Annotated in this window: 14 protein-coding genes; 5 read left to right on the forward strand and 9 right to left on the reverse strand. The window is 71.6% G+C overall.

Annotated features, from left to right (window positions below; all coding sequences use genetic code 11):
- Positions 1 to 21: 21 nt before the first annotated feature.
- Together AB0I60_RS25940 and AB0I60_RS25945 are read right to left on the reverse strand one after the other, a co-directional pair.
- Complete coding sequence (locus AB0I60_RS25940; RefSeq protein WP_360733719.1) at positions 22 to 771, reverse strand: class F sortase; 750 nt, start codon at positions 769 to 771, stop codon at positions 22 to 24.
- A gap of 73 nt (positions 772 to 844) precedes the next feature.
- Entirely contained in the window at positions 845 to 2,251 is a 1,407-nt protein-coding gene (locus AB0I60_RS25945) for a hypothetical protein (protein WP_360733721.1), read from the reverse strand.
- Between the two features lie 305 nt (positions 2,252 to 2,556).
- Here AB0I60_RS25945 and AB0I60_RS25950 point away from each other — a divergent pair, with 305 nt between their 5' ends.
- On the forward strand, positions 2,557 to 3,357 hold the full coding sequence (locus AB0I60_RS25950) for a Bax inhibitor-1/YccA family protein (RefSeq protein WP_360733722.1): 801 nt from the start codon (positions 2,557 to 2,559) through the stop codon (positions 3,355 to 3,357).
- Between the two features lie 668 nt (positions 3,358 to 4,025).
- Here AB0I60_RS25950 and AB0I60_RS25955 read toward each other — a convergent pair.
- Entirely contained in the window at positions 4,026 to 5,246 is a 1,221-nt protein-coding gene (locus AB0I60_RS25955) for an acetyl-CoA C-acetyltransferase (protein WP_360733724.1), read from the reverse strand.
- A gap of 62 nt (positions 5,247 to 5,308) precedes the next feature.
- Positions 5,309 to 6,106 carry an SGNH/GDSL hydrolase family protein gene (locus AB0I60_RS25960; protein WP_360733725.1) on the reverse strand — a complete coding sequence of 266 codons (798 nt, stop codon included), beginning with the start codon at positions 6,104 to 6,106 and terminating at the stop codon, positions 5,309 to 5,311.
- 132 nt (positions 6,107 to 6,238) lie between these two features.
- Between AB0I60_RS25960 and AB0I60_RS25965 the strand changes: the two genes are divergently transcribed.
- The 3 genes from AB0I60_RS25965 to AB0I60_RS25975 all read left to right on the forward strand — a co-directional run bounded on the left by AB0I60_RS25965 (position 6,239) and on the right by AB0I60_RS25975 (position 10,121).
- Positions 6,239 to 7,609 carry a cystathionine beta-synthase gene (locus tag AB0I60_RS25965; protein ID WP_360733727.1) on the forward strand — a complete coding sequence of 457 codons (1,371 nt, stop codon included), beginning with the start codon at positions 6,239 to 6,241 and terminating at the stop codon, positions 7,607 to 7,609.
- Between the two features lie 105 nt (positions 7,610 to 7,714).
- On the forward strand, positions 7,715 to 8,842 hold the full coding sequence (locus AB0I60_RS25970; RefSeq protein WP_360733729.1) for an RDD family protein: 1,128 nt from the start codon (positions 7,715 to 7,717) through the stop codon (positions 8,840 to 8,842).
- A 121-nt stretch (positions 8,843 to 8,963) separates the two neighbouring features.
- Positions 8,964 to 10,121, forward strand: a complete 1,158-nt coding sequence (locus AB0I60_RS25975; protein WP_360733731.1) for a cystathionine gamma-synthase — start codon at positions 8,964 to 8,966, stop codon at positions 10,119 to 10,121.
- A 54-nt stretch (positions 10,122 to 10,175) separates the two neighbouring features.
- Here the strand turns inward: AB0I60_RS25975 and AB0I60_RS25980 are convergent, their stop codons facing one another.
- The 3 genes from AB0I60_RS25980 to hppD all read right to left on the reverse strand — a co-directional run bounded on the left by AB0I60_RS25980 (position 10,176) and on the right by hppD (position 12,066).
- Complete coding sequence (locus tag AB0I60_RS25980) at positions 10,176 to 10,445, reverse strand: DUF2277 domain-containing protein (RefSeq protein ID WP_360733732.1); 270 nt, start codon at positions 10,443 to 10,445, stop codon at positions 10,176 to 10,178.
- A 61-nt stretch (positions 10,446 to 10,506) separates the two neighbouring features.
- Positions 10,507 to 10,740, reverse strand: coding sequence for a hypothetical protein (locus AB0I60_RS25985; protein WP_360733734.1), 234 nt, complete (start codon positions 10,738 to 10,740; stop codon positions 10,507 to 10,509).
- A gap of 144 nt (positions 10,741 to 10,884) precedes the next feature.
- Positions 10,885 to 12,066, reverse strand: a complete 1,182-nt coding sequence (gene hppD / locus AB0I60_RS25990; RefSeq protein WP_360733735.1) for a 4-hydroxyphenylpyruvate dioxygenase — start codon at positions 12,064 to 12,066, stop codon at positions 10,885 to 10,887.
- A 74-nt stretch (positions 12,067 to 12,140) separates the two neighbouring features.
- Here hppD and AB0I60_RS25995 point away from each other — a divergent pair, with 74 nt between their 5' ends.
- Positions 12,141 to 12,635 (forward strand): Lrp/AsnC family transcriptional regulator, encoded by a 495-nt coding sequence (locus AB0I60_RS25995; protein WP_360733737.1) that lies wholly within the window; start codon positions 12,141 to 12,143, stop codon positions 12,633 to 12,635.
- 78 nt (positions 12,636 to 12,713) lie between these two features.
- Here AB0I60_RS25995 and greA read toward each other — a convergent pair whose 3' ends face one another.
- Positions 12,714 to 13,211, reverse strand: coding sequence for a transcription elongation factor GreA (gene greA / locus AB0I60_RS26000; protein ID WP_085983579.1), 498 nt, complete (start codon positions 13,209 to 13,211; stop codon positions 12,714 to 12,716).
- Positions 13,212 to 13,394: 183 nt separating this feature from the next.
- The gene (locus AB0I60_RS26005) at positions 13,395 to 13,805 is read right to left on the reverse strand and encodes a DUF4307 domain-containing protein (RefSeq protein ID WP_360733739.1); all 411 of its coding nucleotides are present in this window, start codon (positions 13,803 to 13,805) and stop codon (positions 13,395 to 13,397) included.
- Between the last annotated feature and the right edge of the window lie 28 nt (positions 13,806 to 13,833).

Below are 13,833 nucleotides of genomic sequence, written 5' to 3' on the forward strand. Positions count from 1 at the left end.
CAGCGTGTCCGGGGGTTGCCTCTACGCGACGGGCGTGGCCACGACCACCTGGTTCTCCTCGTACCCGGTGTCGCCGCCGACCCAGCGCCCACCGCACGTCACCAGCACCAACCGGTGGTCCCCGCGCGGCCCGAACAGCTCGACGGCGCGCGTGGGCAGCTCGTTCTTCGGGACGGTGATCACCTGGCTCACCCGGAACCGGAAGGTCTTGCCGGCGGTGTCGACCACCGTCACGTCCTGGCCGGCGGCGGAGCGCCACAGCTCGTCGAACGGGCCCGTCATGCCCTTCCAGTTGACGTGGCCGGCGAGCACCGTCGCGCCCTCGGCCGCGCCGAGGTCGACGCCCCACCAGGTGGCCTCGCCGACGCCCTCCGGCACCGGCAGCACGCCGTCGGCGGTGACCTCCTTGCGGACCAGCGTGGCCAGGCCGCCCTGCGGCAGCTTCACCGTGCCGGGTGCCTGCGCGGTGGGCGGCGGCGGTGGTGGCGGCTGGGCGGGCGGGGTGGTCGGGGTGGTCGGGTCCGCCGGCGGGGAGCCGCCGCCGGGCATCCCGGCCAGGTCCGCGCCGCGCCCGGACCTCATGCTGTCGCCGAGCGGGAACGGCACCACGGCGTCACCCGGCCGCGCGGAGCCCCGCACCACCTCGGTGGTGCCGGCGAGCAGGTCGTCGGAGAGCAGGTCGGAGGCGGGTGAGAAGGCCAGCGCGGCGGTGACGAGGAGCCCCGCCACCACCGCGCCGGTCGTGACCGACCTGAGGTCCGCACCGATCACGGACTAGCCGCCTTCCGCGAGCCTTGCACCACGGGTGGGTGAACCGCCCGTGGTGCTGTGAAGAGTGCTGTGGTCACGCGCGGGCGGCGAGCACCCGGCGGCGGACGAAGAAGCCGACGGACGCCGTGGCCAGCAGCACCAGGCCGCCGAACCCGACCAGCGCGCCGGTGTCCGCCTCGGTGGTGAAGGCCGCGGTGGCCACCACCCCCGCGCCGTCCGAGCCGGCCGGGATCGTGATCGGCACGATCGGCTTGTTCGCCTTGTTGGAGATCGCCAGCGCAAGCGTTTGCGCCGGTTCGACCTTCCCGCACGCCTTCGGCGGCGCGTTCGGGTCGAAGTTCTCCTCGTAGCCCTTCGGCGCGGCGACCTCGACGACGCAGATCTCCTGCGGCGTGCGCAGGTCCGGCACGGCGACCGTGCCGTCCTCGGCGGTCTGGAGCACGATCGGCTTGCCGTCCGGGCCGGTCAGCGGGGTGTCGTCCTGCTTGGTCGCGGGCTTGACCCCGTCCGGGCCGGTGACCCGCAGCGCCACGCCGGAGATCGGCTTGCCGGTCTCCGCGTCGGTCTTGCCGACCTTGACCACGCCGGGCTGGGTCCGGGCGGTGCCGGACGCCTCGGCCGCCAGCTTCTTCTCCCCGCCGGTGGTGACGATCCGCTGCATGTCGGCGTTGGCCGGCACGTGCACCACGGGCTTGTCGGCCGGGCTGTCCAGGCGGACCTTGAGCGTGGGCTTGACCCCGGTCGGGATGACCTTGACGGCCAGCGCCCGGCCGTCGGCGGGCGTGCGCAGCTCGATGGTGGTCTTGCCGTCGTCCAGAGTGGCCTGGTCCAGCTCGACGGTCACCGGGACGTCGCCGACGAGTTTTCCGTCACCCTTGGCGATGTCCACCCGCCAGTCGCCCGGCGAGCCGATGAGCTGCTCCTTGTCGGGCGCGGTGACCTTCGCGGTCCACGGGCCCCGGTTCGCCTCGGCGTCCGTGCGCAGCGCGGTGACCGCGTCCTTCGCGGACTGCGGCAGCGCGTCGAAGTGGAACTGCTCGTTGTAGGCGATGTGGCGGAAGTCGTTGGCCGGGTCGAGCGAGATCGAGCCGTGCGGGAACGCCGTCCACGAGTGCAGGAGGTGCGCCAGCGCGGCCGACTGGTCCGCCGACGGGTTGAGGGTGTAGCGGAGCAGCAGGTAGGAGATGTTGGCCGCGACGTCGGGGGCGAGCGCCTCGCCGGCCTTCGTGCGCAACTCGTCGCCCTGCTGGTACTCCTGGGTGGAGTCCGGCGCGAGCAGCGAGTACTCGACGCACCAGACGTGCTTGCCCTGCCAGATGTAGGACCCGAGCCAGTCGGTGGCGCCGGGTTTGCCCCGGTACCCCTGGGCCGGTGTGGTGTAGCCGATGCCCTCCTGGACCTGGGCGTCGGATGTCGCGGGAAGGGCGAGCAAGGCCACACCGGCGGCGAGCACCGCGCCGGCGAGTCGTCTCCAAGCCATGGTGATGAACCTGACCCCTCGGCATGTCCGGAAAGATCCGCTGGAACCGCTTCGGTCGCTGGAACCGCTGGAACCGCGCCAGACGCGTGGGGCGAGTCGGACGGGCTGCCGGGAAGACAGCCTTACGGGTCGGCTCTGCTGCCGACAAGCCACCAGCGGAGTGGGGTTTCCGACTACGCTCCGCAGCGTGGGGTGTGGATTCGAGATCGACACCCCGGGTAAAGTCCGTTTTACCCGACGGGAACCGATCGACTCGTGTGGTCGTTGAACCCCGTGACGGCGTCGAAACGCCACAGGAGGACGAGGTGCGTACCACCAGCAACCCCGCGTTCCGCAACCTGCCGACCAGCGGCGGTTCCGGGAGCTACGCGGGCTTCGGCCAGCCGTACGAGGCACAGCAGTACGGCGGCTACCAGAGCGCGCCGCCGGCCACCGGCGAGCGCCCCATCACCATCGACGACGTGGTCACCAAGACCGCGATCACCCTGGCCACCACGCTGGCCACGGGCTTCATCTCGGCGTGGCTGGTGCTGTCCGGCCAGGCCAAGCCGTTCGCGCTGATGCTGCCCGGCCTGATCGTCGGCCTGGTCGTCTCGCTGATCATCATCTTCAAGCGCACCCCCAGCGCGCCGCTGGTGCTGATCTACGCGGCGGCGGAGGGCGTGTTCCTCGGCGCGATCACCGGCGTGTTCGAGGGCATGTTCAAGGGCATCGCCTGGCAGGCCATCCTCGGCACGTTCGGCGTGTTCATCGCCATGCTGATCGTGTACAAGACGGGTGCGATCCGCGTCACGCCCCGGCTGACCAAGTGGATCATCGGCGCGACCGTCGGTGCCGCCGTGCTGATGCTCGGCAACCTGGTCCTCGGCCTGTTCGGCGTCAACGTCGGCCTGCGCGACGGCGGCACGCTCGCCATCGTGTTCAGCCTCGTGGTGATCGGCATCGCGGCGTTCAACTTCCTGCTCGACTTCGAAGCGGCGAACGAGATGATCCGCTCCGGCGTGCCGGCGAAGTGGGCCTGGTGGGCGGCGTTCGGCCTGATGACCACGCTGGTCTGGCTGTACCTGGAGATCCTGCGCCTGCTGTCGTACCTGCAGCGCGACTGACCTGCTCGACCTGCGGTAGTGAGTGGACCGCAGGTGTGAGCCCGGTAGAACGGGGAGCGTCCGGCCTTGAGCCGGGCGCTCTTTGTTTTGCGCCGGTGAGTTGGCTGGGTTAGCTGGTTACGCAGGGTTATTGCTTGGGTGGGGTTTAGGGAGTCCTCGCCGGACGGGCGAGCCGCCAAGGATGACGGGTGGTGCGACGGGCGTGCGGTGGGTAGTCGTGTCATCCCCGTGTGGCCCGGTCGGGAGACAACCGCGCTTGAGCGGGGTGTGCAAGCGAAGGGCGTGCTTGCACACCCCACTCAAGCGCGGTTCGCCGGCGCGCGGGCCACACGGGGATGACACGACTCGGTGGGTGGAGTGTGCGACAGCGGTCGCACGGTGAGTGGTGTCAGTCGCGCCAAGTGGTTGTGGTGGTGCTGTCCTGTGGCAGGTCCGAACCCACTTTGATCAGGCACGGCACGCACAGGGGGCCGTTCGGTTGGCGTAATAGCTGGTCCGGGGGTACCGAGTGGGTGCACGCGGCCTCGTAGTACGCCTTTGACTGCTGGGTTGCTGGGAACGCGTGGCACAGCGAGTCGTACCCGCTGTGCCACCACACGTACGGCATCTGGTGTCGACCTCCCCGACTCACAGGTAGGGACGTCGTCAACGGCCTGCTGTGACGCGTGTCAGCTCAACCGTTCGATCACCATCGCCATGCCCTGGCCGCCGCCCACGCACATGGTCTCCAGGCCGAACTGCTTGTCGTGGAACTGGAGGGAGTTGATCAGGGTCGTGGTGATCCGTGCACCGGTCATGCCGAACGGGTGGCCCACGGCGATCGCGCCGCCGTTGACGTTCAGCCGGTCCAGGTCGATGCCCAGGTCGCGGTAGGACGGGATGACCTGGGCGGCGAACGCCTCGTTGATCTCGACCAGGTCGATGTCGCCGATGGTCATGCCGGCCAGGGCCAGGGCGCGCTTCGTCGCCTCGACCGGGCCCAGGCCCATGATCTCCGGGGACAGGGCCGAGACGCCCGTGGACACGATCCGCGCCAGCGGGGTGATGCCGAGGTCCCTGGCCTTCGTGTCGCTCATGATCACCAGGGCCGCCGCGCCGTCGTTCAACGGGCAGCAGTTGCCGGCGGTGACGCGGCCGTCGGGGCGGAAGACCGGCTTGAGGCCCGCGACGCCCTCGTAGGTCACGCCGGGGCGGGGGCCGTCGTCGGCGGACACCACGGTGCCGTCCGGGAGGGTCACGGGGGTGATCTCGCGGGCCCAGAAGCCGTTGGCGATGGACTTCTCGGCGAGGTTCTGCGACCGGACGCCGAAGTGGTCCATGTCCTCGCGGGTCACGCCCTTCGCCAGGGCGAGGTTCTCGGCGGTCTGGCCCATGGCGATGTAGACGTCCGGGACGCCGCCGGCGGCGCGGGGGTCGACCCACTCGGACGCGCCCCGCTCGGCGGTTCGGGCGGTGCGGGCGCCGGCTTCGGCGAAGGCCGGGTTGCGGGTGTCGGGCCAGCTGTCGGAGCTGCCGCGCGCGAAGCTCGACACGGTCTCGACGCCGGCGCTGATGAACACGTCGCCCTCGCCCGCCCTGATGGCGTGCAGCGCCATCCGCGTGGTCTGCACGCTGGACGCGCAGTACCTGGTCACGGTGGTGCCGGGCAGGGTGTCGTGGCCGGCCAGCACGGACACCACGCGGCCCATGTTGAAGCCCTGCTCGCCGCCGGGCAGGCCGCAGCCCAGCATCAGGTCGTCGATGTCGGCCGGGTCGAGCTGCGGCACCTTCGCCAGCGCCGCCTTGAGCACCTGCACGGTCAGGTCGTCGGCCCGGACGTCCTTGAGCGAGCCCTTGCCCGCGCGTCCGATCGGCGACCTCGCGGCGGAGACGATGACGGCCTCAGGCATTACGGAACTCCTTTGTTTCACGTAACGGTGGTTCGAGCCTAGTTAACGCCCGTTCAGGCGGGCTACCACTCGTGACGAACGTCGTCGCGCCGCCGGGTGGCCGCCGCGCCGTAGAGCGGTGCGAGCAGGACGGACGCCGTCGCCTCGTAGCCGGCCGCGCTGGGGTGGAACTGGTCGCGGCTGAAGTAGTCGCGGCCCCGGGAGGTGAACTCGGCGCCGAGCAGGTCGCCCAGCGCGACCGGGACGCCGCCCGCCAGGGTGACCGCCTGCCACTGCGCCCTGGCCAGGCGCAGGCTCCACCCGCTCGCCACGGCGCGCAGCGGCTGGGCGATGGGGCGGATGGAGCCGAGGTCGGGGCACGTCCCCACGACCACGTCGACGCCCGCGTCCCGCAGCCTCCGCACCTGCGCGCCCAGCGCCGCAGCCGACCTCGGGATCGACGTGCGGGTGGTCACGTCGTTCGCGCCGACGATCACCAGCACCACGTCCGGGGGGTCGACGAGGGCGCGGTCCACCTGCGGTGCCAGGTCGTGGGTCGTGGCACCGACGACGGCGTGGGTCTCCAGGCGGACCGGCGTGGCCAGCTCCTCCGCCAGGGCCCGGGCGAGCAGGACGCCGGGCAGCTCGGCTGCCGCGTCCACGCCGAGGCCGGCGGCCACGGAGTCGCCCAGCACGGCGAACCTGACCGGCCGGCCGCCCGGGTCGCCGCCGTGGACGCCGTCGGCGCGCAGCGGTGGCGCGTCGGGCCTGCCGATCACCAGCCTGGCCCGCTTGGACTGCGTGCTGAACACGCCGTACGCCAGGCCGATCACCCCGCCCGCGACCAGCCCCGCGGCGGCTGTGCGGTGCCACCACCCCATGTCGACCACCCCCCGTCGTCCCATCCTCCGCCGGAAAGGTGCGGAGCACCCGCCGTCGCGCGGGCCACGGCTGACGCGCACCACAACAAGTACTCTCGTCCCGTCATCTCGCACGGTGGGAAGGGACCTTCGGTGGAGTACGTCGAGAGCGTCGTAGACCTGGTCGGCAACACGCCGCTGGTGAAGCTGAACGCGGTCGCGGAGGGGCTCCGGCCGCTCGTGCTGGCCAAGGTCGAGTACCTCAACCCGGGCGGCAGCGTGAAGGACCGCATCGCGCTGCGCATGGTGGAGGCGGCCGAGCGGTCCGGTGAGCTGAAGCCGGGCGGCACGATCGTGGAGCCCACCTCGGGCAACACGGGCGTCGGCTTGGCGCTGGTGGCCCAGCGCAAGGGCTACAAGTGCGTGTTCGTCTGCCCGGACAAGGTCAGCGTCGACAAGCGCAACGTGCTCAAGGCGTACGGCGCCGAGGTGGTGGTGTGCCCGACGGCGGTCGCGCCCGAGCACCCCGACTCCTACTACAACGTGTCCGACCGGCTGGTCGCCGAGATCCCCGGCGCGTGGAAGCCCAACCAGTACGCCAACCCGGAGAACCCGGCCAGCCACTACCACGGCACGGGCCCGGAGCTGTGGCGGCAGACCGACGGCCGGATCACGCACTTCGTGGCGGGCGTGGGCACCGGCGGCACGATCTCCGGCACCGGGCGCTACCTCAAGGAGGTCTCCGGCGGGAAGGTGCAGGTGGTCGGCGCGGACCCGGAGGGCTCGGTGTACTCCGGCGGGTCCGGGCGGCCCTACCTGGTGGAGGGCGTCGGCGAGGACTTCTGGCCGGAGGCGTACGACCGGACCGTGTGCGACGACATCGTGCCGGTGTCCGACAAGGACTCGTTCGACATCACCCGCCGCCTCGCCCGCGAGGAGGGCCTGCTGGTCGGCGGCTCGTGCGGGATGGCGGTCGCGGCGGCGCTGCGGGTCGCGGAGCGGTGCGGGCCGGACGACGTGGTCGTGGTGCTGCTGCCCGACGGCGGCCGGGGCTACCTGTCGAGCGTGTTCAACGACAAGTGGATGGCCCAGTACGGCTTCCTGTCGCCGGACACCTCCGGCGCGACGGTCGGCGACGTGCTGTGCCGCAAGACCGGCGCGCTGCCCAGCCTGGTGCACGGGCACCCCAACGAGACGGTCGCCGAGGCGGTGGCGATCATGCGCGAGTACGGCGTGTCCCAGATGCCCGTGGTCAACGCCGAGCCGCCGGTGATGGCCGCCGAGGTGGCGGGCGCGGTCAACGAGCGCGACCTGCTCGACGCCCTGTTCACCGGCAAGGCGCAGCTCACCGACCGGCTGGAGGCGCACATGTCGCTCAAGCTGCCGACCATCGGCTCCGGCGAGTCGATCAGCGCCGCCATGCAGGCGCTGTCCTCGGCGGACGGCGCGCTGGTGCTGGACGACGGGAAGCCGGCGGGTGTCGTGACCCGTCAGGACATCCTGGGTTTCCTCGCCGGGCGCTGATCACGGCGCATTGGCCGGTTGCCGGTGGCTCACGTGGTCTTATCCGCTAGCGTTGGCCCCCGACTCATACGCCTACGGCCCACGCCAAGGGGGTTGGAAACTCCGATGAACGCTCCGCAGCCGCCCGAGAACCAGCAGTTCGGCGGCCAATACCAGCAGGAGCAGGGGCAGGGTGCCCAGCCCCCGAACGCCGACGCGACCCAGGTCGTGCCGAGCAGCGGTGCGAGCCCCGCGTTCCCGCCCCCGGAGGCGACCCAGGTGGTGCCCTCCACCGGCCAGCCGCAGCAGGCAGGCAACCCGGACGCGACGCAGGTCGTGGCACCGGGTGCCGGCCAGCAGCCGTACGGCCAGCAGCCGCCGTCCGCGTCGGGCGGGTTCCCGGCGCAGCCGCCGGCCTCCGGCGGGTTCCCGGCCCAGCAGCCGCCCGCCTACGGGCAGCCGCAGCAGGCCAACCCGTACGGCCAGCCGGCCCAGTACGGCCAGCCCCAGCAGCCGCCGGCCTACGGCGCACCGCAGGCGAACCCGTACGCCCAGCAGCAGGCCAACCCGTACGGCCAGCAGGCGAACCCCTACGGGCAGCAGGTGAACCCGTACGGGCAGCCGCAGCAGCAGGCGTGGGGCGCGCAGCCCGGCTACGGCCGGCCCGCGTTCCCGCCGCCGCCCGGCGGGTACGCCGAGTGGGGTTCGCGCGCGGTGGGCGCGCTGATCGACTACCTCGCGCCCGGCGTCGTGGTCGGCGCCTTGGTGGGCATCGGCACCGCCACCGGCGACCCGACGCTGATGCTGCTGCTCAGCGGGGTCGGCTACCTCGCGCTGCTCGGCTGGCTGATCTACAACTCGTGGTACCTGGCCGGCACGACGGGCCAGTCGTACGGCAAGAAGATCGCCAAGATCAGGCTGATCAAGGAGGACACCGGGCAGCCGATCGGCTTCGGCAACGCCTTCGTCCGCTACCTGTGCCACATCGTGGACGCGCTGCCCTGCTACGCGGGCTTCTTCGCGCCGCTGTGGGAGGTCAAGAAGCAGACCTGGGCGGACAAGATCCTCGGCACGGTCGTGGTCAACGCGCCGGAGACCGGGATGCCCGGCGGCGGGGCGCCCGGCGGCTACCCGGGCCAGCAGGCGAACCCGTACGGCCAGCCCCAGCAGAGCTACGGCGCACCGCAGTCCTCCCCGTACGGCCAGCCCCAGCAGCAGAACCCGTACGGCCAGCAGCCGCCCCAGCAGTGGTGACGGCTCGCTGACCCGCTCCGGCACCCGGCCGGCCGCGACCCCCGTGGGGTCCGGCCGGCCGAGTCGTTCCGCACCTGGCCGACTCCACGCGTCGGGCCCGCTGCTCCTTTAGGCTGAGTCCATGACGGACACCGGCCACTACGGTTTCGCTACCAGGGCCATCCACGCCGGACAGGACCCGGACCCCACGACGGGGTCGGTCATCGTCCCGATCCACGCCACCTCGACCTACGCCCAGGACGGCGTCGGCGGGTTGCGCGGCGGCTTCGAGTACTCGCGCACCGGCAACCCGACCCGCGCCGCGCTGGAGGAGTGCCTGGCCGCGCTCGAAGGCGGGCGGCACGCGCGCGCGTTCGCGTCGGGCATGGGCGCGACGGACGCCGCCCTGCGCGCCCTGTGCCGTCCCGGTGACCACGTGGTCATCCCCAACGACGCCTACGGCGGCACGTTCCGCCTGATCGACAAGGTGTTCAGCCACTGGGGCGTGGAGCACACGCCGGTCGCGCTGTCCGACGTGGACGCGGTGCGCGCGGCGATCCGGCCGAACACCAAGCTCGTCTGGATCGAGACGCCGACCAACCCGCTGCTCAACATCGCCGACATCGCGCTGCTGGCCCAGGTCGCGCACTCGGCGGGCGCGCGGCTGGTGGTGGACAACACGTTCGCCTCGCCGTACCTGCAGAGCCCGCTCGCGCTGGGCGCGGACGTGGTGCTGCACTCCACCACCAAGTACGTGGGCGGCCACTCCGACGTGGTCGGCGGCGCGCTGGTCACCTCGGACGACGAGCTGGACACCGCGTTCGGCTTCCTGCAGAACGGCGCGGGCGCGGTGCCCGGCCCGTTCGACGCGTGGCTGACGCTGCGCGGCATCAAGACCCTGGAACTGCGCATGGAGAAGCACTCGGACAACGCCGAGCTGGTCGCCGAGGCGCTCCAGCGGCACCCGGGGGTGACCTCCGTGCTCTACCCGGGCCTGCCCGAGCACCCGGGCCACGAGATCGCGGCCAAGCAGATGCGCCGGTTCGGCGGCATGGTCTCGTTCACCGTGGAGGGCGGCGAGGAGGCGGCCCTGCGGGTCTGCTCGCGCACCCGGCTGTTCACCCTGGCCGAGTCGCTGGGCGGCGTCGAGTCGCTCATCGAGCACCCCGGCAGGATGACCCACGCCAGCACGGCCGGCTCGCTGCTGGAGGTGCCGGACGACCTGATCCGCATCTCGGTCGGCATCGAGTCCGGCGACGACCTGGTGGCCGACCTCGTCCAAGCGCTGAACCAGGGCTGAGCACCCCGCGCGCTCCCCGCCGGACCGGCGGGGAGCGGCGGCCCGCCGGCGGTGTCAGCGGCCGAAGCGGGCGGCCGAGCGCTCCTTCGCCTTGGCGGCCTCGACCTCGCGGTCGCGCGGCGGGGCCTTGGTCACCAGCGAGTCCAGCAGGGTCCTGGTCGCCTCCGCCACGGCCTCCACGGCGGCGTCGAACGCCTCCTGGTTGGCTGCGGACGGGTGCGTCGACCCGCTCACCTTGCGCACGTACTGGATGGCCGCCGCGCGGATCTCGTCCTCGGCGGCGGGCGGTTCGAAGTTGTGGAGCACCCGGATGTTTCGGCACATGGCTCCACTATCGCCCATGAGGGGCGCGAGCGGGCGGTGCGCCGGGGTGCGGTCGGCCGGGTCAGGGCTGCACGGCGTAGCGCACGGTGTCCTGCTTCGGGACGGCCGGGAGGTCGTTGCCGTCCACGCAGCCGCCGACGAACTCGATCACGCCGTCGTCGCGCTGCACGAAGCGGCCCGCGTCCGCGCAGTCCGCGTGCGCCACGGTGAAGAAGGCGGCACCGGTCAGCGCCACGGCCGTGGCCAGCGCTCCGACCAGCGGGAACACCGCGGTGACCCGTCGCGCGAGTGCCATGCCACCTCCCCGGGTTGGTGCTGGGTGAGTTCTCCCCGCACCGAGCGTACCGGTACCACCGGGTGCGGTGACGCAGATCGCGCGGGTCGAACGGGCCAGGGCCGGCCCGGGGGTGCCCGGACCGGCCCTGGGTGGAACCGGGCGTCAGAGGTTGCCCCGACGCTCCTGCTCGCGCTCGATCGCCTCGAACAGGGCCTTGAAGTTGCCCTTGCCGAAGCCGAGCGAACCGTGCCGCTCGATGAGCTCGTAGAAGACGGTCGGCCGGTCGCCGATCGGCTTGGTGAAGATCTGGAGCAGGTAGCCGTCCTCGTCGCGGTCGACCAGGATCTTGTGCTCCTTGAGCACCTCGATCGGCACGCGCACCTCGCCGATGCGGGCCCGGAGCTCGGGGTCGTCGTAGTAGGAGTCCGGGGTCTCCAGGAACTCGACGCCGGCCGCGCGCATGGCGGTCAGCGTGGCGACGATGTCGTTGGTGGCGAGCGCGATGTGCTGCACGCCCGCGCCCTCGTAGAACTCCAGGTACTCGTCGATCTGCGACTTGCGCTTGGCCACGGCGGGCTCGTTGAGCGGGAACTTCACCCGGTGGTTGCCGTTGGACACCACCTTGCTCATCAGCGCGGAGTAGTCGGTGGCGATGTCGTCGCCGATGAACTCCGCCATGTTCACGAAGCCCATGACGCGGTTGTACCACTCGACCCAGTAGTCCATCTTGCCGAGCTCGACGTTGCCCACGCAGTGGTCGACCGCCTGGAACAACCGCTTCGGCGCCCCCTCGGGGCGGACGACGGTGCTCTCCCGCGCCTCGTAGCCGGGCAGGTACGGGCCCGTGTAGCGGGACCGGTCGATCAGGGTGTGGCGGGTCTCGCCGTAGGTGGCGATCGCGGCGCGGCGGACGACGCCGTGCTCGTCCTCGACGTCGTGCGGCTCTTCGAGCACGGTCGCGCCCTGGGCGCGGGCGTGCTCGACGCACTTGTCGACGTCGGCGACCTCCAGCGCGAGGTCCACCACGCCGTCACCGTGCTTGCGGTGGTGCTCGATCAGCGGGCTGTCCGGCTGGACGCCGCCGTTGATCACGAACCGCGCCGACCCGGACTTGAGCACGAAGGACTTGTGGTCCCGCTGCCCGGTCTCCGGCCCGGCGTACGCGACGAGCTGCATCCCGAAGGCGACCTGGTAGAACCACGCGGTCTGGGTCGCGTTGCCGACCACGAAGACCACGGCGTCCATGGAGCGGACGGGGAACGGGTCCCGCGTCCCGTCGTAGTCGACCAGACCCACGAGTTGGCGGAGCTGGTCGTAGCTCACGTCGTCAAGCTGCTGCGTCATGCCTCACAGCATGTGGCGGGTGGGCAGGATGAGCAACAGTCTCGTTTTCCGCTCGGCAAGTTGTACAGTGATCCATGGTTACCGACGGACAAGCTGAACACTCTGACCAGGTCGTCGACGGGTTGGACGCCCGACTGCTCCTGCTGCTCACCGACGAGCCCCGGCTCGGCGTGCTGGAGTGCTCGCGCCGGCTGGGCGTGGCGCGCGGCACCGTGCAGGCCCGGCTGGACCGCCTGGTGGCGCGGGGCGTGCTCACCGGCTTCCCGCCCGCGCTGGACCTCGCGGCGATGGGCTACGGGCTGACCGCGTTCGCGGTGCTGGAGATCGCGCAGGGCCGCCGCCGGGAGGTGTCGGACGGGCTCGCGGCGATCAACGAGGTGTGCGAGGTGCACGCGACCACCGGCCAGGGCGACCTGTTCGTGCGGGTCGTGGCGCGGTCGAACGACGACCTCCAGCAGGTGATCGACTCGATCGTGGACGTGCCGGGCGTGCAGCGGCTCTCGACGTCGATCGCGCTGTCCACCCCGGTCCCGCCCCGGGTGCGCCCGCTGCTGGAGCGCATCCGCTGACGGGGCGTCGGGGTGACGTGACGCAGAAGAAGGGCGGCCACCTCGCGTCGGTGGCCGCCCCTCTCCCGAGTCGGTGGGCTAGCCCGCGTAGGGCACCGCCTTGATGAGCGTCACCTTCTGGACGCTGCCGTTGGGCAGTTCGTACTCACGGGTCTCGCCGTCCTTGGCGCCGTTGAGGGCCTTGCCCAGCGGCGACGAGGGGGAGTAGACCTCCAGCGCGCCGTGCGCGCCCTCCTCGCGCGTGGCGAGCAGGAACTCCTCGGTCTCGTCGTCCCCTTCGTAACGCACGGTGAGCACCATGCCGGGGGCGGCCACACCGGCGACGGTGGGCGCCTCGCCGACCTTGGCGACCCGCAGCAGCTCCTGGAGCTGGCGGATGCGGGCCTCCTGCTTGCCCTGCTCCTCGCGGGCCGCGTGGTACCCGCCGTTCTCCCGGAGGTCGCCCTCCTCGCGGCGCGCGTTGATCTCCGCAGCGATGACCGGGCGATTCTCGATCATCTCGTCCAGCTCTCCCTTGAGCCGGTCGTAGGCCTCCTGGGTCAGCCAGGTCACCTCAGTGTCGCTCACGGTCACCAACTCCTCGTCTTGCTCCAGGCCCACGCGGTGGGCTGGTAGTTCCCGGGCGCACGCGCCCGGAACGGAAAAACACGGCCCGCGCCGGGGCCGTGCTGAAAGGCCAGAGTAACACGTCCACAACGTTCAACTACGGCGTTTTGTTCCCGAATGGGATGGCAAACCCGCAGATCACCCGCTTGGCCGCTACCTCGTGGACAGGTAAGCCGGGACCTGGTAGGAGCAGCCGAACACCTCTCCGGTGGTCGGTTCTTTGGACGTCCGGACAACCGTCGTGGCGAAGACCGTCGACGGCCCCGGCGGCACCAGCACCTCGCGCCGGCCGGCCTCGTCGCCGTCGTCCGAGCGCGCGCGCACGATGCACACGACGGCCTGCTCCGGCGTTTCGCGCAGCACCTCGAAGGTGACCTCCACGGACCGGTCGTCGAGCACCTCGAACGCGGTCTGCTTGGCCTCGACCGGCTGGGTGCCCAGGTTCCGGAACCCGACCCACGCCACGACCGCCCCGACGAGCACCCCGATGACGGGCAGTGACCACCTGGCCCACCGGGGCAGGGCGCGTCGGGGCTTGCCGTACCGACCCTCGGGCAGTGCCACTTGCCAACGCCTTCCTGCCCGTGGGGAA

Source organism: Actinosynnema sp. NPDC050436 (assembly GCF_040655415.1).
GTDB lineage: Bacteria > Actinomycetota > Actinomycetes > Mycobacteriales > Pseudonocardiaceae > Actinosynnema.